Raw genomic sequence first — 23,857 nt, 5'->3', positions numbered from 1 at the left:
TTACTTATTATCAGAAAGGCTCTTTTCAATTGCACCTTTAGTTGCTAGTTTGCCTAAAGTACCTGATGCTAACAAAAGAGGAAGATTTTCAATATCTTCCAAAAGAGTAAGTTTGCTTTCTCCACTTTCAGAATCGCGGTGTGCGACAACCACAAAAGGAACTATCTCCGGGCCTAAAGCATCAAGCAAAGCTGGATTATGGGTAGTTAGTAAAATATCAATTTTTCTTTGGCTGCCAATCTCTCGCAGTATTCTTACCAGTAATTCTGCACGCGAGGGATGAAGACCATTATCTATTTCTTCAATTACTAGTTGACTGCCTTCTGGCCTAGTGAGTAGTGCTGTGAGAATTGCTAGAAAACGTAAAGTCCCATCGGACATAGTTCTAGCATCAATCTCTGTGATATGACCAGCTTTCCATTCTTCCTGACAGTAAAGCATGGCATCAGTGCCGAATCTACCAACTTTTTCTGCCCATACTTTTTGAATATCGCCTTCTGGAAAATCTTTGATGTATTCAGATAGAGCTAATTCAACTTCAGCTTTTTGTTCTTCGGTTAATCCTGCTAATACACCAGCAATGTTAGATGCATCACCTTCCAAGGTGTCAGAAAGTCGTGAATAATCACGCATTTTAGAGGGAATAGGATTTAAAATCAAAATATTTTTAATGATCGGCAAAATTACATAATTAATTAAATGGTCTAGATTATTCTGAGCAAATTCCATTTTCTGTTTAATTTCATATCTCATTTTTTGTTTAATTTCTTCTTTGATTACCTCATGGAATTCTTGGAAAGAAAAATTTTCAAATAAATCAGAAATGTCAACACTAAATCCACCATAATTACTCAAATGGCTTTTAGCTGTTTTATCATCCACATTTATAATAAATAATTTTTGATTGCGAGAATCTTTATTGTGATATTCATCAATATTTATACATTCTTTTAAAATCCGAACAACTGGTATTGTTTGTAGTGTGATACTGTAAAAATAATCTGTTTTATCATTCTCCCCTTGAACCAGCACCTTTAATGTAAATTCAGTTTCTGGCTTAATTGCAGCCCATTCCACACCACCGCGAATGGATGTAAGTGTTTTATCTCCTGCTAAAGCTGTCTCGATATTCTCACCTCTAGCTATTCTTTGTAAAAATTCCAAAGCCTCAACTACATTAGATTTACCACTTGCATTTGTACCAATCAGAACAGTCAATGGGTCAAGTGGAAGCTCCGCATAACGGAAACTTTTCCAATTTTCTAAGATGAGTTGCTTAAGCATGATCAACTCCAAAACTCTACCTACTTAAATTTAGCTCCTAACAGTAGCGTTGGCAAAGCCCGCCGCAGGCATCGCACAAAGTCTTTTCATCCCTCAATATGTCCGAAAAAAAACAGCAAAGCCAGCAGACAGAGTAAAAAATTGCGTAATTACTCTATCCAACTGGCTATATTTTGCTGTGATTTTGACGATTTATTTTTCTGGTGGCAAATCTAGGCTGTAAACAATTTCACCTGCCAAGTTACGCAATGTTACAGTCATCACCTTTGTATTTCCATCAATTTTGACTCCTCCAAAGAATTGCAAACCTTCACTTGGGGGACGATTTGCTTTCGTACCTGGAGGAAGGCTTTGAAATACTAATTGTGGGCCAAAAGTATTTTCCAATTGGTTGGGGCCAAATGTGCCAGAGTTTAGAGGCCCAGCGACGAACTCCCAAAAAGGCTTGAAGTCGGTAAACTGTGCTTTGGCGGGGTTGTAATAGTGGGCTGCTGCGTAATGTACATCAGCAGTTAACCAAACAACATTCTGGATATTTTTGTTTTTGATAAATCGTAATAAATCGGCAAGTTCTAATTCTCTTCCTAAAGCCGGGCCGTCTCCATTTGCCCAAGCTTCAAAATCAGTGCTACCGTCTCGAATTATCAAACCCAAAGGCATATCACTAGCAATCACTTTCCATGTTGCTTTTGATGACAGCAATTGTCTTTTCAACCATTGCAATTGTTTTCTGCTTAAAAATTCTGTTTCTTCACTTGGTACTGGCTGACGATTGGGAGTATTTGGCCCCCGATAGGTGCGCTCATCGAGCATGAAAATGTCTAATAATGGGCCATAGTTGAAAGAGCGATAAATTCTTGCTTGCTCTGGATTATTGGTTGGATACCCAATAGGTAAATATTCCAAAAATGCTTGTCTTCCTCTTTGGGCTAGCAAGTTAACATCCTTAACTGTGTAGCGATTATCGTTTAAAAGAAATTCACCAGGATACCAGTTATTTGTGGTTTCGTGGTCGTCCCACTGTGCCAATATGGGAACTTCAGCGTTGAAACGCTTGATGTTTTCATCCAGCAAATTGTAAATATAGTTTCCACGAAATTCTGTGAGAGTTTCTGCTACTTTTGATTTTTCTGGTGTGGTGATATTTCTCCAAATAGTGCCGTCGTCTAGGATAACTTCTGATTGAATTGGGCCATCGGCATAAATATTATCGCCAGAATGGATAAAAAAGTCGGGATTAAGTTGGCGCATAGTTTCATAAATTTTCATCCCACCAAAATCAGGATTAATCCCCCATCCTTGACCGGCGGTGTCGCCACCCCAAGTAAAGAATATATCTCGTCCATATTTGGGGGGAGTTCGGAAAGTGCCATAAAAAGGTGCGCTGTAAGTACCTTGATAATCTAAATCTTGGAAAATCACCCGATAAAATAATTTTTGGTCTGGGGGTAGATTCTTCAGATAAAGTCGTGCTGTAAAGTCGCTATTTTTTAAAGCATTGGGCCCCACAACTCGCTGCACGTTGCGAAAAGACTCGCTGCTAGAATATTCTACGATCATTTTTGCGGGGCGATCGCTCCTACTCCAAATGACGATGCTATCCTTAGATATATCTCCGCTAGCTACGCCATAAGGTATGGCAGGACGCATTTTATCAGAAGTGATAATTGCAGGCGCTTGGGCAAAAACTGGTGATTTTGATACAAGATTTGTGGAAATAATTCCACCGGCTGTGATAGCCGAACGTAGCAAAAACTGACGACGGTTTAGCTTTAATGGGTGATGAGATTCCATACTAAATAATAGCAAGCTTAAACTAAAGTATTACAGGATAAGTGTTTACCATATTTTGTTATGGTAATAAGTAAAGATTGAGTTATCTAAGGGTTAATAAAACAATTTAACCTTAGAAAATTTTTATCAAACTTTGCTTAGTCTGGTTTCTTCTCAACTGCATAATTTATAAGCTTTGCCAATAAGAAAAACACATCTAACTCTAGATGTGTTTTTCTTGCATAATTGATGTAAATCCACCTACCATCTCAATTGAATTGATAGGTATAGTAATGAGCCGTCAAGTTAGAAATAGAATTGCATAAAAACATTCAAAGTCCCTAACTTCACACTTACTGCTGAGATAAACGCCGCACTTCTTCACCCACTAACATTTGATGGGCTTGTGCCAAAACTTTTGGTATTTTATCAGCGTGGGGATTGCGGGCGAGAGATTGCCGCAAGTCTAATTCGTCTAGACCTTCAGCTTTATTGCCAGGAAACCAGTGATTGCCGTTGCCAAGCAGGTTGTAGCGCATTTTAGCATAATCTACCAGGTCATAAGCGATCGCTAGATTCCGTAGCCACAAAATCACCCGAATATTTATCTCGCCAGGGGTTTCCTTAAAGGTTGGTAGATTTGTCTCCCAGGATTTTACCCAATCTTCTCCCAAAGTAGCGATCGCTTCTGACTCCAACCTTGCTAAAATGGGTGGCAAAATTGACGATGCCTGATCTATTAATTCTAAAGTCTTCAGATGTTCATCAAAATCTTGTGGTTTGGCTGCTCCCAAACTTAGAGTATGAACCTTTTGATGACTCAAACAAAACAAATCATTAAACACCATTGGACTCAAAGGCGCACAAAGATTTACTAATTTTTGTGGAGGTTCATACAACAAACCTCCTTTATTAGATGGGCTAATGATAAACACCCCCATGTCGTGGCGTCTGGCTGCTTCAATTGCCGCCCAATTCCATTGATTAATGTAGTACCAGTGCAGGTTCACGTAATCAAATAGATTGGTATTAATTGTCTCCACAATTAACTCTGTTGAACCATGTGTAGAAAAGCCAATAAATCTGACTTTTCCCTCAGCTTGCAACTGCTGTGCTACTTCTAAACAGCCACCGGGACGAATGCTGTCATCTAACGACTCCGCATGATTGATGCCGTGCAACCCTAAAAGGTCAACATAATCTAGCTGGAGATTTTTCAATGATTGTTCAAATGTCTTGCGGAATTCTTTCGCATCTGCCGTTGGGCTGATTTTAGTCTGAACAATCAACTTTTCGCGAGGAAATTGGGGTAGAACTCTTCCCAATTGCATTTCGGAAGTGCCATAACCACGAGCAGTTTCAATATGATTAATCCCAACCTCGACAGCCCTTCTAATAGTCGCTTCGAGATTCGCCTGATTATCAGCAGGAATTTCATCATTGGGAACATCCTGCCATTTAAACTGATATCTCATGCCACCGCAGGAAAACACTGGCATCTGTAATTCTGTACGTCCAAATCGTCTATATAACATCAGTGGATTGTGGATTGCTTATCAACTTCAAATCTAAAAACGACAGTCATTCGAGCTTTTAGTGGCACAATAATTACCTCTGTTCAATCTGTGACACAAGCAAGATTTATCGCATCATCAAATCGGTCAAGTTTTTTGGTTATTCGACTGTGACCAGTATTCCAGTTCCACAGAGTCATTATCTCATCTTATAATAATTCCTGAATTTACTTGCGTAGGCAGTGAAGAGGGGATAGGTCAACCTCCTTTGTTCAACAATCACAACCAAGTTCTTAGCTAGAATTTACACAATTGACATTCCCACGACTGCCCAAATATAGCGCAAGCGCTCATTTAAAGAAAAAGCCGTCGGATTCTTGAATCAAAGGGGTTCTAGTGAACTTACCGAAGAAAGGCAGAGGGCAGGAGGCAGAAGGCAGAAGGCAGAAGGCAGAAGGAAGAAAATACAATTTTTGCCCTCTGCCAAAAGGGTTTAAAGCCCCTAAATTTATTTATGAAAAAAAATAAAAATATTTTTTCCGAGACGCGCAGCGCAAGGAAAAATACGTCCTTATTAAATCCCCTAAATTTATTTATGGGGATTCCTTCTGCCTCCTGCCTTCTGTCTTCTGCCTTCTTAACTTCCTCACCCATCGTAAAGTTTAGTTGCAAAAAGAATCCCTCCCATCCATAAGTGATAAATTAATAATTGAAGCTTACTAAATAAGCTTCCCTGGCAGATATAACAGCTGCGTATGGAATGTAATAAGAGGTAAAAGACGCTGTTTAACTTACATCTGTCTCGTCAAAAAACAGCAACACCCAACGCGAAAACTGCTATTTCCTCAAATATGGAAGATTAGGGGGCGCTGTAACTAGTTTTCATAACTTGTTTACACAAGCGGTGAAAGTTAGTACATCCCTGGCTATGATAAACAACGAGAGGAGATGGTTCAGCGAGTAGAGGTTTGGGTGTTGTTGTGTTTAAAGAGAAGTCTGAAATAGTGACTACTCTTGGTGTAAGATTATACTAAGTTTAATAATAGAAACAGTTTAAATAGCGCCTTATGTCAATTATTGCGCTCAGAGCGTGGTATCTACAGGATTATGAGCCGATTCCAGAACTGGAAAAACGTCCGCCAGACATTCGCTTAAGCAAAAAAAGCCTGCTGAAATCAGCATTGCGAGCAGACTTTTTGGAAGAAAGTGACGAAGTTAAAAAATCAACTTGGTTTGGGCGCTATCTGGAAGGGGAAAATATTGAATTTTATGTAGAAGGTAGTGGTGGCTATTGCGTCTCTAATATTGACTTAATTAGTCATGAAATTTATTTTACCAAGCAGGCGGTGTTGGCTCAGTTAGAACCAACGATTTTTTTATCCTGTCAAACTGAGTATGCCGCAGCGACAAATGTTCTTAGAGAAGAACTGCGAGAAAGTTTGGAAAGTTTAAACTTGCGATCGCGCCTTCCCTTAAGATTAGTAGAATCATCTCGTCCCAGCGGTGCTACTTTCCGAATTAACCGCACAATCATGCGAAAAATCCGTAAGAGTTTATTATTTATCGCTGACACCACGCCCATTGCTAGTATTGATGGCAAAGAAACCCCCCAATTAATTCCCAGTCCGAATGTCTGTATTGAAATTGGCTATGCCATCCAAAGTAAGCGTTCTGAACAGATTCTACTAGCACAAATGCAACGTCCCGACTTTGAAGGGCAATTTCCCTTCGACTTACCCACACAGCAGATTTTGCAATTCCAAGACACCACAGAACTGAATAAAATCCTGACAGGGACAATTGAAAGCCAGCTAGCACGATTTAAATTGTTTTTTTGAGCAAGGTGATAGGCATTGGGCATTGGGCATGGGGCATGGGGCATTGGGCATGGGGCAAATGACGAATGACGAATGACAAATGACGAATGACAAATGACAAATGACAAATGACAAATCTTAAAATAAACGCACAGGCTTTTTTTCTAGCTGAGAAGTAATCGAACTTACTCGATCAACCACAGAAATCATGTATCTGTAATCTGGTACTTGTCCATTGGGTACATACCCCACTTCTTGAGCTAAATCTGAAGGCGCATCACTCATCACTTTGCGAATAAACTCTTGACGGTTCCGCTCTATATTTGGCCCAATCAAGACTACACCTAATGGTACATAGTGAGGGTCTTTAAATAGTATGCGGAATTCGGTTGGGGCCAACTGCGAAGCATGGAGACTCAATTCCGCCTCCGAGACAGCACAGGCGATCGCTTTTCCTTGAGCCACCAATTCCAGCGCAGCTTTGGGTGTGGGTGCAAATAGTATGTCAGCTAGTGTTGTACCATAAAGATTGTAAAGTGGAAAATAGTATCCTGTTGCTGAACCTAACTGCCCTAAAGCTACTATTTGACCTTGTAACTGTTTCAACTCGGTGATCGGACTCTCTTTGCGAACAACGAAAATTGAGCGCAAATTATTAATACCTATTAAAGGAAATAGAGGAAGATATTGATACCGTGCGATCGCAATAGCCGCTAAACCCGGTGGTGCAAATACCAATGACCAAGCACGAGCTTCAAGGCGCTCAACCGCTTTATTTTCATTAAAAACAGGCTCTAGCTGAATATATGACTTTGTTTTTTCACCTAAGTAACTATTAAATCTAGCATATTGGTTAATTATCTGTTCGCCACCACCATAATTGATAACACCAACAGTTAACGCACCCTCAAACTTCTTTGGTGATTGGCAGGCAGTAAATGTCAAGCCTAGCAGATTAAACAGAAAGAAACGACGAGGAAATCGCAAAAACATCACTAATTATGGTAAGAAAATAAATTGGCTTTCAGGACTAATTTAGATAAGTTTGAATACTGCCTAACTAGCTTATATTACGGCAAAAAATTAATATTTATTTAAATCTTGTTAAGATGCTTTCTAACAGGTATAAATAAATATCAGACAAACTCAGATACCACCTTTGTTGCTTAGGTTATGTTGAACAACATTACGTTGAAAAACTTGAAAATAGGTGCTAAATTTAACTTACTTTTAATATTAGTTTTCATAGTCAGTATTTTGGGAAGTGGCGTTGCCTTATCCAGTGTACTTCAAGGGAGAGCGCAAAATGAAGTGGTTTCTCAAGCGCAGATTCTCATCCAAATGGTGAACGCAGTTAGAAACTATACACAAGATCGCATAGATCCCTTATTATCGCCTAGACTAGATAGTAATCCAACGTTCATACCTGAAGTAGTACCAACTTTTTCCTCTAAAGAGGTTTTTGAAAATTTTCGGAAAAAGCCTGAATATAAAAACTTTTTTCATAAGGATGCAACACTTAATCCCACTAACTTAGCGGATAAAGCTGATAGTTTTGAAACTCAACTTGTAGAGCGTTTCCGCAACGAACCCAACACTCTAGAAATTACCGGCTTTCGTAACTTGTCAGAAAACGAAGTATTTTATATTGCACGACCACTAAAAATTACACAGCAGCAATGTCTGCGATGTCATTCTACACCAGATCAGGCTCCTAAGAGTCAGTTGGCAACTTATGGCTCAGAAAATGGTTTTGGCTGGCAACTCAATCAGATTGTTTCTGCTCAAATCATCTCTGTTCCCTCTGAAGAAATTTTTGCCAATGCCAAACGGACTTGGATATTGATAATGGGACTTTTAATTACGATCTTTGCGATCGTAGTTTTCTTAATTAATTTCTTAATCAAAAAATATGTAATTCAGCGCATCAGAAGAATAGAGAAAATAGCCCAAAAGGTTAGCATTGGTGATATGAGCGCTGATTTTGAAGAAACCTCTAATGATGAAATTGGTGGGTTAGCAGAAGCATTTAATCGGATGAAAGCTAGCTTAAAAATAGCTATGGAGATGCTGAATAACCAGAACTGATACAATTTTATATTTTGGATTATGAAAGAGTTATAAGTTAAAATTCAAGAAAGTAGGCGTTGCTGAAATTGTAAAGCTTTTTGATGTTCTGGAATTTGTGATGCTAAAAGTTTCACAAATTCTGTACGAGATATTTGTCCAGAAGATTTAACAGCTTTTTGCACTAAAAACTTAGCTATTGGGCCAATTAAATCAGCTAACTCTCGCTCACACTGATTCACAAAGCTGTCGCTGATTAATTGAGGTTCTTGGCTTGGTAAATTATTTGACTTAATTTCAGATATAACAGTAAGTTCTTGTAGTAGAGTAGGTTTCTCTAGAAGGAATGTTGTTTTTTTCTTAAAATCAATTTGTTGATTTCCTCTGAGATGAGAACCCAATTGATTAATTAATTCTTCAAGGTTAGGCGCTGATGCCGCAACTTGTCGTAGTAATCTTGAGGCAACTGGGCCAACAAATTCTAAAAGAATTGTTTCTAAGCGGTTGTAATTTTCCGCAGACAAGATAGAAGCAGGCTGATACCCAATTGAGTTTTCTTGAGAAAGTGAAGCTTGAGGCGGTTGTGTAAAAAATGCTGGTTGAGGTAATGGCGCTTCTACTTTCGTATCGAGATGTTTAAGCACCTGTAGAACTTCAGCCGCAGACTGATAGCGCTGTTTGAAGTGGTGTAGCACCATCTTAGATAGCACAGATGCCAACTCAGAACTGACGTTAGCCTGATGCTGCCAAGAAATTTCTCCTGTATCTGAGTCTTCCTCAAAGTTTATAGGATGTAACCCCGTCAGCGATTGAATAGCAATAATACCCAAGGAATAAATATCACTGTTGGGGCGGGGCTTACCTTGCCCTTGTTCTGTAGACATATATCCTGGGGTGCCAATGATAATAGTAGCCCCCGTGCGCCCTGGAACTGTGAGCAGTTGAGTTTGGACTTGTTTTACTGCGCCAAAGTCAATCAGTACTAACTTGCCGTCTTGTTGCCGCCTGATTATATTGTCCGGCTTGATATCTCGATGGATAACATTGTGGCTGTGAATAAATTGCAGAATACCCAAAACCTGTTGGAGAAGTTGAATTACTCGATCTTCTGTCCAATGTTGATTGGGGAACAGTTCTGCTTTCAGAGTTTGCCCTTCAATGAACTCTTGTACCAAGAAAAACTCTTGTTTATCTTCAAAATAGGCTAAAAGCCGAGGAATCTGGTCATGGTTACCCAGTTTTTCTAGTGTTTCTGCTTCACTGCTAAATAGCCGTCTAGCAGTTTCGAGAAATTCAGGGCTACGAGTGACGGGCTTAAGGTGTTTGACAACGCATTTTGGAAAACCTGGCCGATGAGTATCTTGGGCTATGTAGGTTTGACCAAATCCACCTCCACCTAAAATCTGGAGAACTTGGTAACGTCCGTCTAATAATTGTCCTAACATTGTGTCACAAGCCTCAAGTCCTCAAATTCATCTTGGCACAACTACCAGCTTTAGTAAGGTTTTTGGAGAGAGCAAGTAGGTAAGTAGTGCTGAAATTTCAAGGTTTTTAAGGATTTTACTACAAGTTCATGACTTCTTAGATTCCAGATCGGCTGGCAGCGATATTATTTTTGAAGCTTTAATTCGTCAGAAATCATCAGTTCCTCAACTCTTGAAGTAGTTATTGGTTGAGAGACTACACTAACTTCTCCTAATGGAGTTTTATTTACAAAGTAGGTGATTCCCCGAAAGCTCAATTTATAGGCTACTGGTGCTAAAAGAGGTGTGGCTGATTTTGAATTTGGATTAACACTATAGTTAACGCCACGGTACATCAGATTATAAGCTGACCCACTTAGAGGAACTGGTTGAAACGACTGTTCTGTTTTTTTGCTGCCAACTTTGTTTGGGTCGTATTCATAGCTCAGACCACGATAGTAAAGTTTCATCATTTTCGCTTCCTGAATAACTGTTGTTTAACAATGCCAATGACTTATCAGAGGTTGATTGGAGAGTTATGCAAGAGCTAATGTAAACTTACACTTTTTAAGGAACTGCTTAAAGGATTAGGCGTCTAGAGTGAAGAGTCATTGGGAATAGGGCATTGGGAATGGGGCATTGGGCATTGGGAAAAAACCTGTTCAATTCTCCTTTGTCCCCCTCATCTTCCTTCTTTCCCCCTTCTTCCCTACTCCTCTGCTCCCCACCTCCCGTATGCTTACTCTTTTCATTCGGGGGTTACGTGGTTAACAATGGGTTGAATGTTTTTTTTAATGATTCAACCTTATGGCTAGAACTCCAAATGAATATGCCGTATACCTCCTACTGGAAAGCGGCCACCGGGAAGAAGTACGTTTTCCTACTATTCAAGAGTTTCAGAAGTGGTATAGCGGCGAACTTGTGCCAAAGTCTGCTTCTAATGACTTTATCAGCGTGCCGATAAAAAATATTCAAGGGGAGTATATGGTAGTAAGACCTTCTCGGATCGTGGCAATCCGGGTAGAACCCGTTTTTAGTTCCAGTGTTGAAAGATTCAACTAAATGATGAGAAAAACCCTTGCTTTGCTTTCCCTGAGTCTGGGAATTGCCTTTGTAAATCCTCTCTGGTTGGCTGTTGCTCAGGTTCCTAATGTACTGCCGTTGCCAGTGCCGACTACTCCTAATCTCTCGCCGATACCAATACCAATCACTCCTGAGATAACGCCGCCACTAAAACCGATAGCCATAGGAAGCGATTGTAAGCCCCAGCACGCTTGCTTGGGTTGGGATGAGCAACTTTGGGGTCAAAAGGGCGATCGCAAAGCGCTGTTAGCTTCTATTGACAACAGTCTGCTTTACCTAACTAAGAGTGGGGCGATCGCAGCATATCAAAATTATCCAGTTCAGGGAATTACCCTTGATCGCGTCCGCCGGAGTTTGGTACGTTTTCGCCAACTGGTTGTCAGTTCTAAGTCAGCAGCGCAATTACAAGCCGCTGTCCGCCGTGAGTTTGTCTTCTACCAGTCCGTAGGCAACGATGGTAAGGGTACTGTTAAATTCACTGCTTACTACGAACCTATTTACACTGCTAGCCGTGTCAAGACTGCAACATATAAGTATCCCCTCTATCGGCTACCACCTGATTTCAGCCAATGGCCGAAACCCCACCCAAAACGAATTGAGTTGGAAGGGAAGGATGGTTTACAAGGGAATAAGAGCCAGTTACGCGGTTTAGAAATGCTTTGGTTTCGCGATCGCCTAGACGCATACATGGTACATATCCAAGGCTCTGCCCAAATTAAATTAACTAATGGCAAGACAACATCAATTGGCTATGCAGGTGGAACTGATTATCCCTGGACTAGTATCGGCAAAGAACTAGCCAAAGATGGCAAACTTCCCCTGGAAGGATTGACAATGCCACGTCTAATTAGTTATTTCAAAGGAAAGCCCCAAGAGTTGAGCAATTATCTGCCACGCTGGGAACGATTTGTTTTCTTCCAAGAAACAAGCGGTAGAGCGGCTACTGGTAGTATTCATGTGCCAGTAACAGCAGAACGTTCCATTGCTACAGATAAGTCTCTCATGCCACCGGGAGCGCTAGCGCTGATTTACAACTCGTTTCCCTATCCCACCACTGGTGGCAAACTAGAGAGGCGTACTGTCAGCCGCTATGTACTTGACCAGGATACAGGAAGCGCCATCAAAGGCCCAGGCCGGGTGGATTATTTCATGGGTTCTGGTAAGCTAGCAGGCGATCGCGCTGGTATCACAGGCGGTAATGGTTCACTATATTATTTACTGCTCAAAAAATAGATATTGGGTATGGAGAAGAAGCAGAAGGGCGGGGTGTAGGGTGCAGAGGGGAAAATTTTTCTCCCTTGCTCCCTGCTCCCTTCCTTCTTCCCCAGTCCCCAGTCCCCAGTCACCAATCCCCAATCCCCAGCTAATACGGCGGATAAGCAAAATCATCTTCATCAGCATAAACGTAAGAGTTGGAAACTCCTGCCATTGCCAATTTAGGCGTTTCTGATTTTACAGGTTCCTTTCCAAAATCTTTGTATTCTTCAAAAGTCTTACAAATCATTGCAGACTCAAGAGAATCAGAAGCAATTAAGTATTGTGTTAAAGTTCCTACGGTGGGATGTTTGTAATCCACAGTTGAAGCTACCAGAACTGTATTTGGTTCAATACCTCTTTCTTCACACTCAATTATCGGGCAAAAAATCCCGTGGGCATGGAACAAAGGGCCTTTTGGTGTCAAAGGTTGCTTGCGGTAGACAGCATAAGCTTTTTCGAGTTCAGCAACGAATCCACTAACTACTTTGCCTTGTTGATATTCGCAGTAGGTTTTGCTGAAACTCGCTCCGGCAGCACCATTAAGAGTTAGTTGTAGTGGTGATTCATGTAAAAACTTTTTATTCTCACCCACTATAAAAATTAGATAGCGAGTAAAGGTTTTAAATTTAAGTTTGTCGGCTAAAAAAGCATCATAATTCTCTTTGAGCGTACCCAGTTTTAGACCACTTTCCCGGTCTTTAACAGACAATGGCCCCCGACGCACTAACACCAAGTTTGGAGTATTGCTAATAAAGACTGTTTCGACTCCAGAACTAAATTCATGCTCTACCTGCTGCCAATTATCATCTGGCACAAAGCCGACAGCATTAGCATTATCTAGCTTAATCGCCAAACCGTGGGATTGCATCCCATCTGTGCCATACCGAGGATTAATCATCTGACACCAAGGGATGACTTGAGAAGGCGGTGCATTAAATTTCTCGTCTTCAAAGTCGAAATTAGCAGATGCTTTCATCGTTTTAGGCTATCAAAGTGTTTTATTGAACAAGTTTATCGGCAAGGCGCTGATCCTGGAGAACCAGAAGCAGAGCGTTGGTACGAGCGTTACCCGTCCCTTGCGCGTCGCTCTCAAAAGAAGGGCGAAAGTGCCGTCAAACTGGTGTAGTAGTTTTTCCAGATTAAGGCAGAATCAATCTATGTTGCAATTCCTGTTTCGTTTTGTAACAACATATCCTCATCGAAACAGTACTGAGTATCTAGCACTTATTACTCACTGGGGATTCGGTGAACTCATAGCAGCGAGAGTCTTTAAATCAGGCACTTCTAGGTTAGGTTGACTTATTTGCGAATATGTGGTGGAAGTTTTGTTTTTGTCTGCTCGACGGTTTACCCAAACTGTTGATAGTCCCAGAGATTTGGCTGTAACGATATCGTGATATACGCTAGCAGCAACGTGTAATATCTGCTCTAGCGGCAAATTAATTCTTTGAATAGCCAGTCTGAAGTTGTTTAAGGAGGGTTTATAGCTTTTTGCCTGTTCTGCTGTGATTATCTGGTCAAATTCTACCTGTAAGTGCTTCGCCGAGAAAGCAAAGAGATCGTCATCTACATTTGAGATAATTACCAACTTAAACTTTTGGCTTAAAGCTCTAAGTGCCTCAACTGTATCGGGGAAAGGCAGCCAATGCTGAATCGAATCAGCCAGTGAATTTAGTTCGTCAGTAGTTGGCTCAAAGCCAAATCGCTCACCAAATTTCTGGACTACTCTCTTTAAAACTTCTCGATATTTGAGATATTCTCCTGTTTCCAGTTCTGCTTCAAATTCCGCAAAAATTTTGATAATTTCTTCGTCATCCAGATTAGTGTTATGTACCAGCAGAAGTGGCTTTAGCACCCCTAAAATACCATTTTCCCAATCAATCAAGGTTCCATAACAATCGAAAGTTAAAGTCTTATACTGATTTAATTCAATCACCTTTTATACTCCAGAACTGGATCAATGGTGTTCAGTTTTCATAAATCAAAATATGGGTTAACGCATTTGCATTGGCACAGCCCGCCGCAGGCATCGCCACATTTGCTACTTTTAAAGTCTATAAACATTTCTTCGGTATTAAAGCAGAGTTGAAGTATGTAGACAATAAAGTACCAAACTGTGTGAAGATAAGCAGGTAAATTGGCACAATAAAATTAAGGTATCTCAATCAAAGATAAAGTAGGCTAAAACCCTGTAGTTTCTTGCTTTCAGCATAGCTGGTTGCTACCTTATTTATAACGACGAATATTTACACTGGCCTACTTTCAGTGTGGGATAATGTTATCCCACAGAGGAAATTATTCCTAAGTATAGTTTGTATGGATGTTAAATTTCAGGATACACAAGCGAATACCACTGAAAAATTAAACTCAACTAAACAGCTATTTGATAGCAAGCCAACCGTGACTTTTTCGGTAGCAGAGGCAGTAGTAAAAATCCTGGGAGATATGGGAGTGCAGTATGCCTTTGGTGTTTCGGGAGGCGCGATCGCCCCAGTATGGGCAGCGTTACACCAAAGTTCCATCCAGGTGCTGCACTTTCGGCATGAAGCCGGAGCAGCTTTTGCAGCCATTGAGGCGCACTTTGCTAGCGATCGCCCGGTTGTGGTATTCACTACCACAGGGCCGGGGATCACCAACGCTTTGACAGGATTGTTAGCTGCCCGTTGGGAGGGAGCTAAAGTGATCCTTGTGTCAGCTTCAACCTCAGCACCACAGCGGGGACGTTGGGCTTGTCAAGAAACTAGCACTTACACTATGCCTAGCGCAGGTATTTTTACTTCCGGGCAAATATTCCATTATGCAACCACTCTCGAATCCAGCGATGAACTCACAGAGGTGTCTCGAAGGCTTGCTCTTGGACTAGGGCAACCAGGAGGATTCGTAGCTCATATAAGTATTCCTACAAATATTCAGACAAGTTCATTAAAGACATCATTGCCACGAGTAACTGTATCTCATAGTGTGGCAACGGCAAGTGAGGAAACAATCGCCAAATGTGTCCGGTTACTTTCTGAGGGACACTTTGCTATCTGGGTCGGTTTCGGCGCACGGGGTGCTGCAAAAGAGATTCGCCAGCTTGCCGAGAGAACAGGAGCTGCGGTGATGTGTTCACCACGGGGTAAAGGTATTTTTCCTGAGAATCATCCTCAGTTCGTAGGTGTCACTGGCTTTGGCGGACATAAGTCAGTTTTCAAGTATATGCAAGAGCAACACCCAAGACGCGTGCTAGTGCTGGGAACACGCCTCGGCGAACCTACCTCATTCTGGAGTCCTGCGATGATCCCCACGCGGGGCTTTTTGCATGTTGACATCGACCCGGAAATACCGGGAACTGCATATCCATCCACTGAGACTTTTGCTATCCATTCCGACGTGGAAATATTCCTGAAGAACCTGCTGAAGAACTTAACAGAAAGTACTGGTCGCTCCAGGACAATAGTGCTGCCTCGATTTGAACGCGATGTCATCAAGCCACGCGCGGCCGGTCGAGTGCGACCAGAACTGCTCATGAATGTGATTCAACAAGTAATTGTTGATGGAAGCGATGCAGTAGTAATGGCAGAGTCAGGTAACTCATTTGCTTGGGTAATTCACCTGCTGCGATTTACCACACCAAATCGTTATCGGATCAGCAACGGATTTGGTTCTATGGGGCATTTTGTCACAGGCGTAGTGGGTGCTGCTTTGGCGCGGAATGGCAAGGCTGTTGCCATTGTCGGAGATGGTGCCATGCTGATGAACAGCGAGGTAAACACGGCTGTAAAATATCAAGTTCCTGCCGTCTGGATTGTACTCAATGATGGGCGCTACAACATATGCCAACAGGGAATGGCGTATCTAGGGTTCAATCAGGTGGATGCAACGATTCCCCAGGCAGATTTCGTCAAGATTGCTCAGGGGATGGGAGCAGAAGGGATTCGGGTTGAAAGGGAGTCTGACGTTCAGGCAGCACTAGAAAAAGCGATCGCAGCAAACGGTCCATTTGTGGTTGACGTAATCATTGACCCCACCCAGATACCACCATCTGAGAGTCGCAATCAGAGTTTGATTTTACAAGGCGCTACAAATTATTAAGAGGGAATTATATATGGTTTATTCTCCAGTAGGTATTCGCTCACTTGCTTTGAGTCTTCCAAGTATCAGACGCACAAATGACTATTACATAGAAAAATATCCTGAGATGTTTGCACAGGCTGAACAAAAAAGTTTTGCAAAGTTGTTTTCCCTTGCTGGGTCTGCTCCTAGTAACGAATTTGACTTGGAGATGATGCCCTACCTCTCAGACCCTTTTCGCGGTGCTGTTGAGCGACGAGTTCTAGGTACAGACGAGTCGTCGCTGACCCTAGAAGAGCAGGCAGCAAGGGATGCCCTCAAAGCAGCAAATCTTTCTCCTAATGAAGTTGAACTCATGATTGTTGCCTCAGTCTGGCCTGAACAAATCGGATTTGGCAATGCTGCCTTCCTTGCTCGTAAACTAGGTTTGCAAGGTGCTGCTTGGAATGTTGATGCAGCGTGCGGCGTTACTCCAGTTGCACTGCAAACTGCCTGCGCTCTGGTGCGATCGGGAGAGTACAAAAACGTGCTAGTAGTCATATCATGCACTTACTCTCGCTTTTTTGATGAAAACGACACCCTGTCGTGGTGTATCAGCGACGGTGCAGGAGCTTTTGTGGTTGGCTCACTTGAACCTAAGCAAGGAGTTCTCGGAACCAAAACAATCGATACAAGTATATTGTGTGACACTTTATTTTCTAAAATCACAGAGGATGAGCGGGGCAATCTCCTGGTTCGTATGCAGATTGACAAAAGTGCAAACAAGCTATTTCGCGAAACATCCGTGGATTTGCTCCGTACCTGTTGTCAGGGTGCTGTCGCTGCTGCTGATGTAACCCTTAACCAAATTGACTTTTTTCTTTTTCATACAACTAGTGCTTGGTTTGCAAGCTTCTGTACGCGTGTATTGGGCATTGAAGCAGAGCGCACAATCAACCTCTATCCACAATATGCAAACATTGGCCCAGTAATCACCGTAGCTAATATGTACCATGCTGCACAGTTGGGCAAAATTAGTGAAAACAACTTGGTTCTGATCTATGGATTTGGTGCAGCAGGTGCTGCCTCTGCAAGTGTAATGCGCTGGGGCAAAGTGGCGCTAGGTCTTGATTCCCTCAAGGAAATCGACTCAACAATCAAAGGTAGTGAAAACAGGAGCTTTCTTTCTTGTTAAGATTCTCCATGTAAATAGATTGAAGACAATAATATTTAAAAGTAAAAGCTGGTGATGCAAAAACAAATTCTAGCAGCAGTAATTTTTATTTTATCTCTGATGCTTCCCCTCAAAGTCTTGGCAAAGAATTATGACAAGATTTATGTCTTTGGAGACAGCTTTTCCGATACGAGTAATGTATTTAATGCGACAAATAATGTTATTCCCCCAAGTCCACCATACTTTAATGGGCGTTTTTCCAACGGTCCAGTCTGGGTGGAGTATCTTGCATCTGATCTAGGATTAACTTTCAATTCAAAAACTAACTTTGCCTTTGGTGGTGCAACCACTGGATTTGAAAACATTGGATTAGGTAGTTTGCCAGGATTACAACAACAGATTAACAGCTTTACGGCAGCCAATAGGTCTGCCGACCCAAACTCCCTCTACATCATATGGGCAGGTACTAATGATTATGTCAATTACTTTTTTAATGCCGTTCCTGAACCTACCCAAGTAGTCACAAATTTATTAGTGGTGGTAAAATCACTGGCTGCGGTGGGCGCAAAAGATATTATGGTGGTTAACCAGCCGGATTTGGGCAAATTTCCGGTTACAAAAGGCAGTAGTCAAATTTCCAGCTTACTTAGCACTTTTACAAGTACACACAACTCCAGCTTGTCCGCCAACCTGAGCTTTTTGAAGCAGCAACTCAGTCCCGATATAAATATTATTCCTCTTGATGTTAATTCCCTATTCAATAGAGTTATTGCCCACCCAAAGGAATTTGGGTTCACAAATGTGACCAATTCTTGTATTGGAGACTTATCGGTGATACGCATAAATCTTCCCACACAGTCAATCACCTGTACTCCAGATCAGTTTTTATTTTGGGATCAAATCCATCCAACGACCGCCACTCATAAGCTAGTTGGAGAATTAGCATTTTCAGCGCTACAGTCCGCATCTGTTCCTGAATCTTCTACTGTACTAGGTGTATTATTGTTTGGTGCATTAGGTCAAGTTTCACTAATGAAAGGTAAGAAGCTATAGGTATGGTGCAAGACAACACTGTGGGCTTAATTTTCTCTATAGGTTAAGTGCTCCTAAATCCTTCAAAGAAGCTCTCTGAGCCTGAGTTATACCTATAACACCTGTGATATTTACACCTTCATAGGGTCTTTCATTTCTCAAGGTTTTGATGCACTTACCAATGTTTATATCCCAGATTTTAATAGTATCATCCTGACTACCACTGGCTAAAGTTTGACCGTTGGCACTGAAGACAACAGACCAAACTAATTGTGTATGTCCCTCCAAACTTTTAAGGCATTGACCAGTGCTGAGATCCCACAACTTCACCGTTTTATCTTCACTACTACTTGCAAGTATACAACCATCAGGACTAAAGGTAGCTGAATATACAGAACTACTATGTCCTTTTAAGGTCTGAATGCATTGCCCACTACTGGCATCCCATAGCTTTATTGTTTGGTCACTGCTAGCACTGGCTAGCATACGACCATTCGGACTGTAAGTGATTGACCACACTAAATCATCGTGTCCTGTCAAGGTCTGAATGCATTGACCAGTATTAACATCCCACAACTTTACCGTTTGGTCACTACTACCACTTGCCAGGGTCTGACCATTGAGATTGAAAGCAACAGACCATACCTTATCAATATGCCCCTTCAAAGTCTGAATGCATTGCCCAGTGTTCACATCCCACAGTTTTACTGTATGGTCATCACTACCACTCGCAATTATCTGACAGTTTGGACTAAAGGCAACCGATGTGAGCCAATTACTATGTCCTCGCAAAGTTTTAAGACATTGACCAGTATTAACGTCCCACAGTTTCGCTGTTTGATCCTCACTTCCACTGGCAAGGAGTGAATTATTTGAACTCAGGGCTACTGATGTTACTCTATGACTATGCCCACGTAAAGTCTTAACGCACTGACCAGTATTAGTATCCCACAGCTTAACGATTTTATTGCCACTCCCACTCACAAGTATGTTGCCATCAGCACTGAACGTTACTGACCATATTCCACTACTGTAACCCTGCAAGGTCTTAAGGCATTGACCAGTCCTGACATCCCATAACCTTACCGTTTGGTCACTACTGCCGCTAGCAACTATATGATTGTTTGAATTAAAAACAACTGACCATACTCTGCTACTATGTCCCCAAAATGTTGCTGTACAAAGACCTGTAGTAACATCCCACAGCTTTACTGTTTTGTCATCACTACTACTTGCTAGTGTATTCCCATCTGGGCTGAAAAAAACTGAATACACACAGTCAGTGTGCTCCTGTAAAGTTTTAAGGCATTCACCAGTGCTGATATCCCACAACTTAACTGTTTGGTCATAGCTGCCACTAGCCAAGGTTTGACTATCTGGGCTGAAGCTAACTGACCAAATACCACCGTTATGCCCTTGTAAAGTCTTTAGGCATTCACCAGTGCTAATAGCCCACAATTTCAATGTTCGGTCATGACAGCTACTAACCAAAGTTTGACCATCTGGGCTAAAAACAATTGATGAGACTCGACTATTATGTCCCTGCAAAGTGTTGAGGCAAATACCTGTATTAGCATCCCACAGTTTTACTGTTTGGTCTTCACTTCCACTGGCTAGAATGTGGCCTTCAGGGCTAAAGGCAACAGACCAAATTCCACCACTATGTCCCTGTAAGTTTGCCAGACATTGCCCGGTATTCACGTCCCACAGTTTGATTGTTTGATCCTTACCACTACTAGCAAGGATATTTCCATTAGGACTGAAGGCAACAGACCAGAGCCAATCTCTGTGTCCAGTGCAAACAAGCAATTGCTTTCCATCTGCAACCTGATAAAGGCGAAGTTCACCATAGCTATCCCCAGTAGCTATTAATTTTCCATTTGGGCTAAATGCTACTGAATGAATACCTCCTAGTGTTTCAGTAAAAACACACTTACCTAAATCAGCATGAGCAAAATTTGCATTGTGCAAATTCATACTCCGCATATCTCCTTGCCACACAGTCATATGAGAAAAATCATAGCCACTTAAATCTGTTTCTAAATAACAAAGCATATTCAGAATATTACCAGCCGTATACCCTGGTTCTAAGGGCGATGTCTCTCGGAGTTTTGTTAGAATTTGAGTTAATTGATTTTCAATGTTTCTTTTACTTCTTAAAACATTAAGTAACCCATCTATAACTGGTTTGATGATGAGACGAACTTGAGTATCTTTAACATAGTCTTTACCCGTCGCCTTGATCAGAGCATGACACCTGAATAAATAAATATTCTGAGTGACAATCTCTTCACAGACGTATTCTATCAAGCTACTAGTTACATACTCCATAACTACAGGCTGGAGGGTAAAAAGTGATCCAGTTTTCTCAATGAGTGTAGGGGTAGCTTTCTCGATTAGCGATCGCCTCCCCAACGATTCTATCGCCTCTAATAATTTCGCTTGTGGTACTGGTGATATAATATCATCTCGCAATTCTGAGAGTGTCATCGACTCCCGATTAATCGCTAGCCAGTACATAATATCCTTTTCTAAATCTGACAAGCGCTCAAACTGCTGCTCTAAAATATCGCGAATGTCTCCAAAAACAGATGTATCTTGTTGCAAAAAAGCAGTCACATTACCATCAAAGATATCTTGAACGGTCGTAGCAACTATCTTCAAGGCTAAAGGATTGCCTGCATAGCGCTCAATCATTACTTTCCATTCATCCTGTGCTGCTGATAACCCTTTGATTTTCAAGATTTCTTGCCCTTCCAGCATCTTCAAACCACTCAGTAGTAATGAGCGAACTGGTAGTGCTTGTCCTTCCAGTAATGCCACTTCTTTAGGTTTTTCACGACTGGTGAGCACTAAGCAGCTTTGGTGAGTTGCTTCTCCCACCCGTCTTAAAAGCTCACCATATTCTTCATATCCTTCTCGATAAAGTCCGGCGCGGCTACCACTACGGAGAATTGATTCTGCATTATCAAGGATCACTAAACAGCGATAATTTTGTAAATAATAGAGTAGTCGCGATACCCGATCGCTAAAGCTTTCTGGTAAGTTACCTTCTGTTTCCTGTTCGTCAGATAAAAATTGGATTAGATTACCTAGAATAATTTTAACAGGTGGAGCTTCTCGTAGCGATCGCCAGATCACATACTCAAAGTTGTCCTGAATTTTTTGAGCAAGCTTTACAGACAGTGTCGTTTTCCCAATACCTCCTATTCCCAATAGTGCGACTAATTGGCAGTGCTCATTGAGAATCCATTGCTCTAGGGTAGTAATTTCTTCTGTACGTCCATAAAAAGCTGAGTTAAAGATAGCTTCTCCCCAATTTAGACGAGTATTAGAGCTTGAATAGTCACTTTTATCTATTTTTAAGTGAAAAGCTAAAAAAAGCTTTTCAATAGTCTGTTTGTCAACTCCACCTTCTCGATTTAATACTTTCGAGATAGTAGCGGAATATAAACCAGAGCGTGCACTCATGTCTTCAAGAGTGTATCTGTTTCCAAAATTTTCCTTTGCTTCTGACTGATGCTTTGCTTCCTTAATTTTTTGTAAACCCTTGGTAGTAAGTGCAACGCCACGCTTGCGTCTCCAATTCTGTAAAGTCATGTATTAACTCACTGTTCGTGTAATCACCTTTGACTAAAAGGAATTATCTACTAGGTTGCTATAGATATGAGGTGATAGCCATAACAAACGAATAATCTCATATTGCAAAGGATTTAAAGCAGGTATATTACCAAAATATTCACAGATGAAAACCACCTTTGGCAATCTACTCATCTCAGTAATTCCACACCGCTTATTCAATAAACAATCTGGTCTGTGAGAGCATTGTTAACATCATCTTTTTAGCCGCAACCTTCTTGCACTTACGTAATGGCAGAGCTATCACGCAAAACTTAGTATATTTTATACTTTAATATTTCAGTAATCTATTTGGGGTGTAAAGCTTAAGTTCAATCTTAAAATCTCGATTTTCACTGGTAAAGACAGTTATTAATTGGCAATCTTGATAAAGAAAGTTTGTATATATCTAGCCTATCAATCAATGAATAAAACTGCTGCACTTAAATTTCCTCGTTTGGCAACCTCCAGTAAAAGAAGGGCGCTTAAGCGAATTACTTTAAACTTGACATCAGATGAAGCTCAGAACCTTGAAAAGTATTGTGAACAGACAGGCAGACCAGCAATAGATGTGATTCGGGAACTCATTCAAGCCTTGCCTTGACCTAACTTTTCCTCCCAAGGGTGAAAAGCATCAGTCCGGAAGAGTCATAGCTAAAATTAGAAAGTATTGCAGATTTGGACAAATGTTTTCAACTTTACTTTGACGAGAGTAATTTCAGAGTGGTAATCATAGATTAGACTCTATATATTAGATCGTCACGATTAGATATTTGCTATTTCTATACTGTTGTTTGTTGCGAAAATACTAAAAAACAAGGGTTAGAAATTAATCTTTGACCAAAGTGGCGACAGAAGAAGGATGGTCGCCAAACCAAAGAAATAGTCTCTTACTCCTCATTATTGTGCAACTCAATAAGAGGTAATTATATCATCTTTTTCCGGCGTGCTGCACTCGTTTACTAGGGGCGTAGCACGCCTTCACTAAATTCTGGTATAAGACTCCTATTTGATTTTTAAATAAAACTCAGTACGCATCTATTCCCTTCTTTCTGTACCCTGTACTCTATTCCCTGTTCCCTTCCTAAGCAAGTAAGTTCAGGAATCAAATCGGATTGCTATATCTCTCTCAATTATCACCAGTTAATTTAGCACCTCCAATTCAATCAAATTCTAATGCTTGTATAGGAATCCAACTTGAATGGTGAGAATATACTGAGCCTAAAATCTTTATCCAGCAAGGCTTTTATCTGAAAAAGTTTTCATTAATTAAACCAATGTTTTAGATATTGAGAATGAATAAAGGTGAAATAGTTCACAAATCTACTTTTATTTCGTCGGTGGTAAGGCTCAAATGAGTTCTCAAATTAAAGGTTAAAGGGTAAGAGATAAAGGTAAAATCAAACTCTTTCTCTTTAACCTTTCCCCATTAACAGAAAAGTATTGGAATACGTTATAAGTAAATATTGCAGATGTGCTTTACTAAGTTCCTAACTTGTTAATAAATGATCAAGCGAAAATCTACATTCTTGCTATATTAACGAAAAGTACCAATGGTATCTAGTTAATTCTAGATACTCCAAATTGTACTGCCTATTAATTTAATTGAATCCCGCTTTATTCACTTCAATCGCTCAGTCCACTGCCCATTTATATCCTTCTGATTAAATTCATAATTGAAGCTTAATTACCAGAAATGTTGAATCCTAATACAAAACTTTACATATCTAGTTACACTAACTC

The 23,857-nt window shown here is 40.9% G+C and carries 17 protein-coding genes; 8 read left to right on the top strand and 9 right to left on the bottom strand.

Annotated features, from left to right (window positions below):
* The 3 genes from ABF638_RS11360 to ABF638_RS11350 form a co-directional block, all read right to left on the bottom strand.
* On the bottom strand, positions 1-1,284 hold the full coding sequence (locus ABF638_RS11360; RefSeq protein ID WP_435022833.1) for an AAA family ATPase: 1,284 nt from the start codon (positions 1,282-1,284) through the stop codon (positions 1-3).
* 192 nt (positions 1,285-1,476) lie between these two features.
* Positions 1,477-3,078, bottom strand: coding sequence for an alkaline phosphatase D family protein (locus ABF638_RS11355; protein ID WP_435022832.1), 1,602 nt, complete (start codon positions 3,076-3,078; stop codon positions 1,477-1,479).
* 332 nt (positions 3,079-3,410) lie between these two features.
* Complete coding sequence (locus tag ABF638_RS11350) at positions 3,411-4,592, bottom strand: aldo/keto reductase (RefSeq protein ID WP_435022831.1); 1,182 nt, start codon at positions 4,590-4,592, stop codon at positions 3,411-3,413.
* Positions 4,593-5,638: 1,046 nt separating this feature from the next.
* Between ABF638_RS11350 and ABF638_RS11345 the strand changes: the two genes are divergently transcribed.
* Positions 5,639-6,409, top strand: coding sequence for a hypothetical protein (locus ABF638_RS11345; RefSeq protein WP_435022830.1), 771 nt, complete (start codon positions 5,639-5,641; stop codon positions 6,407-6,409).
* 117 nt (positions 6,410-6,526) lie between these two features.
* On the opposite strand, the gene ABF638_RS11340 is transcribed toward ABF638_RS11345, so the two are convergent.
* Complete coding sequence (locus tag ABF638_RS11340; RefSeq protein WP_435022829.1) at positions 6,527-7,381, bottom strand: phosphate/phosphite/phosphonate ABC transporter substrate-binding protein; 855 nt, start codon at positions 7,379-7,381, stop codon at positions 6,527-6,529.
* Between the two features lie 180 nt (positions 7,382-7,561).
* Here ABF638_RS11340 and ABF638_RS11335 point away from each other — a divergent pair, with 180 nt between their 5' ends.
* Positions 7,562-8,476, top strand: coding sequence for a c-type heme family protein (locus ABF638_RS11335; protein WP_435022828.1), 915 nt, complete (start codon positions 7,562-7,564; stop codon positions 8,474-8,476).
* 44 nt (positions 8,477-8,520) lie between these two features.
* On the opposite strand, the gene ABF638_RS11330 is transcribed toward ABF638_RS11335, so the two are convergent.
* Positions 8,521-9,900 (bottom strand): protein kinase domain-containing protein, encoded by a 1,380-nt coding sequence (locus tag ABF638_RS11330; RefSeq protein ID WP_435022827.1) that lies wholly within the window; start codon positions 9,898-9,900, stop codon positions 8,521-8,523.
* Between the two features lie 164 nt (positions 9,901-10,064).
* Positions 10,065-10,391: a DUF4278 domain-containing protein gene (locus tag ABF638_RS11325; RefSeq protein WP_435022826.1), complete on the bottom strand. Its 327-nt coding sequence runs from the start codon at positions 10,389-10,391 to the stop codon at positions 10,065-10,067.
* Between the two features lie 334 nt (positions 10,392-10,725).
* Here ABF638_RS11325 and ABF638_RS11320 point away from each other — a divergent pair, with 334 nt between their 5' ends.
* Both ABF638_RS11320 and mltA read left to right on the top strand, forming a co-directional pair.
* Positions 10,726-10,980 carry a hypothetical protein gene (locus ABF638_RS11320; protein ID WP_181928189.1) on the top strand — a complete coding sequence of 85 codons (255 nt, stop codon included), beginning with the start codon at positions 10,726-10,728 and terminating at the stop codon, positions 10,978-10,980.
* Positions 10,981-10,983: 3 nt separating this feature from the next.
* Positions 10,984-12,234 (top strand): murein transglycosylase A, encoded by a 1,251-nt coding sequence (gene mltA, locus ABF638_RS11315; protein ID WP_435022856.1) that lies wholly within the window; start codon positions 10,984-10,986, stop codon positions 12,232-12,234.
* Between the two features lie 130 nt (positions 12,235-12,364).
* On the opposite strand, the gene ABF638_RS11310 is transcribed toward mltA, so the two are convergent.
* Positions 12,365-13,234 (bottom strand): DUF5895 domain-containing protein, encoded by an 870-nt coding sequence (locus ABF638_RS11310; protein ID WP_181928190.1) that lies wholly within the window; start codon positions 13,232-13,234, stop codon positions 12,365-12,367.
* Positions 13,235-13,489: 255 nt separating this feature from the next.
* The gene (locus ABF638_RS11305) at positions 13,490-14,194 is read right to left on the bottom strand and encodes a haloacid dehalogenase type II (protein ID WP_435022825.1); all 705 of its coding nucleotides are present in this window, start codon (positions 14,192-14,194) and stop codon (positions 13,490-13,492) included.
* A 380-nt stretch (positions 14,195-14,574) separates the two neighbouring features.
* On the opposite strand from ABF638_RS11305, the gene ABF638_RS11300 reads away from it, so the two are divergent.
* The 3 genes from ABF638_RS11300 to ABF638_RS11290 are packed head-to-tail and all read left to right on the top strand — an operon-like array spanning position 14,575 to position 18,517.
* The gene (locus tag ABF638_RS11300; RefSeq protein WP_435022824.1) at positions 14,575-16,332 is read left to right on the top strand and encodes a ScyA-related TPP-binding enzyme; all 1,758 of its coding nucleotides are present in this window, start codon (positions 14,575-14,577) and stop codon (positions 16,330-16,332) included.
* Between the two features lie 13 nt (positions 16,333-16,345).
* Positions 16,346-17,485 (top strand): 3-oxoacyl-ACP synthase III family protein, encoded by a 1,140-nt coding sequence (locus ABF638_RS11295; protein ID WP_435022823.1) that lies wholly within the window; start codon positions 16,346-16,348, stop codon positions 17,483-17,485.
* 54 nt (positions 17,486-17,539) lie between these two features.
* A complete protein-coding gene (locus tag ABF638_RS11290) occupies positions 17,540-18,517 on the top strand; it encodes an SGNH/GDSL hydrolase family protein (protein ID WP_435022822.1) in 978 nt (325 codons plus the stop codon).
* A 36-nt stretch (positions 18,518-18,553) separates the two neighbouring features.
* Here ABF638_RS11290 and ABF638_RS11285 read toward each other — a convergent pair whose 3' ends face one another.
* Positions 18,554-22,096 (bottom strand): NB-ARC domain-containing protein, encoded by a 3,543-nt coding sequence (locus tag ABF638_RS11285; protein ID WP_435022821.1) that lies wholly within the window; start codon positions 22,094-22,096, stop codon positions 18,554-18,556.
* Positions 22,097-22,538: 442 nt separating this feature from the next.
* Between ABF638_RS11285 and ABF638_RS11280 the strand changes: the two genes are divergently transcribed.
* Positions 22,539-22,718 (top strand): CopG family transcriptional regulator, encoded by a 180-nt coding sequence (locus ABF638_RS11280; protein WP_435022820.1) that lies wholly within the window; start codon positions 22,539-22,541, stop codon positions 22,716-22,718.
* The last annotated feature ends 1,139 nt before the right edge of the window (positions 22,719-23,857 follow it).

Origin of the sequence: Nostoc sp. CALU 1950, from assembly GCF_051172895.1 — a bacterium.
GTDB classification, from domain to species: domain Bacteria; phylum Cyanobacteriota; class Cyanobacteriia; order Cyanobacteriales; family Nostocaceae; genus Nostoc; species Nostoc edaphicum_A.
The sequence above is the reverse complement of the archived record's forward strand: the minus strand, read 5'-3'. Positions and strand labels throughout refer to the sequence as shown.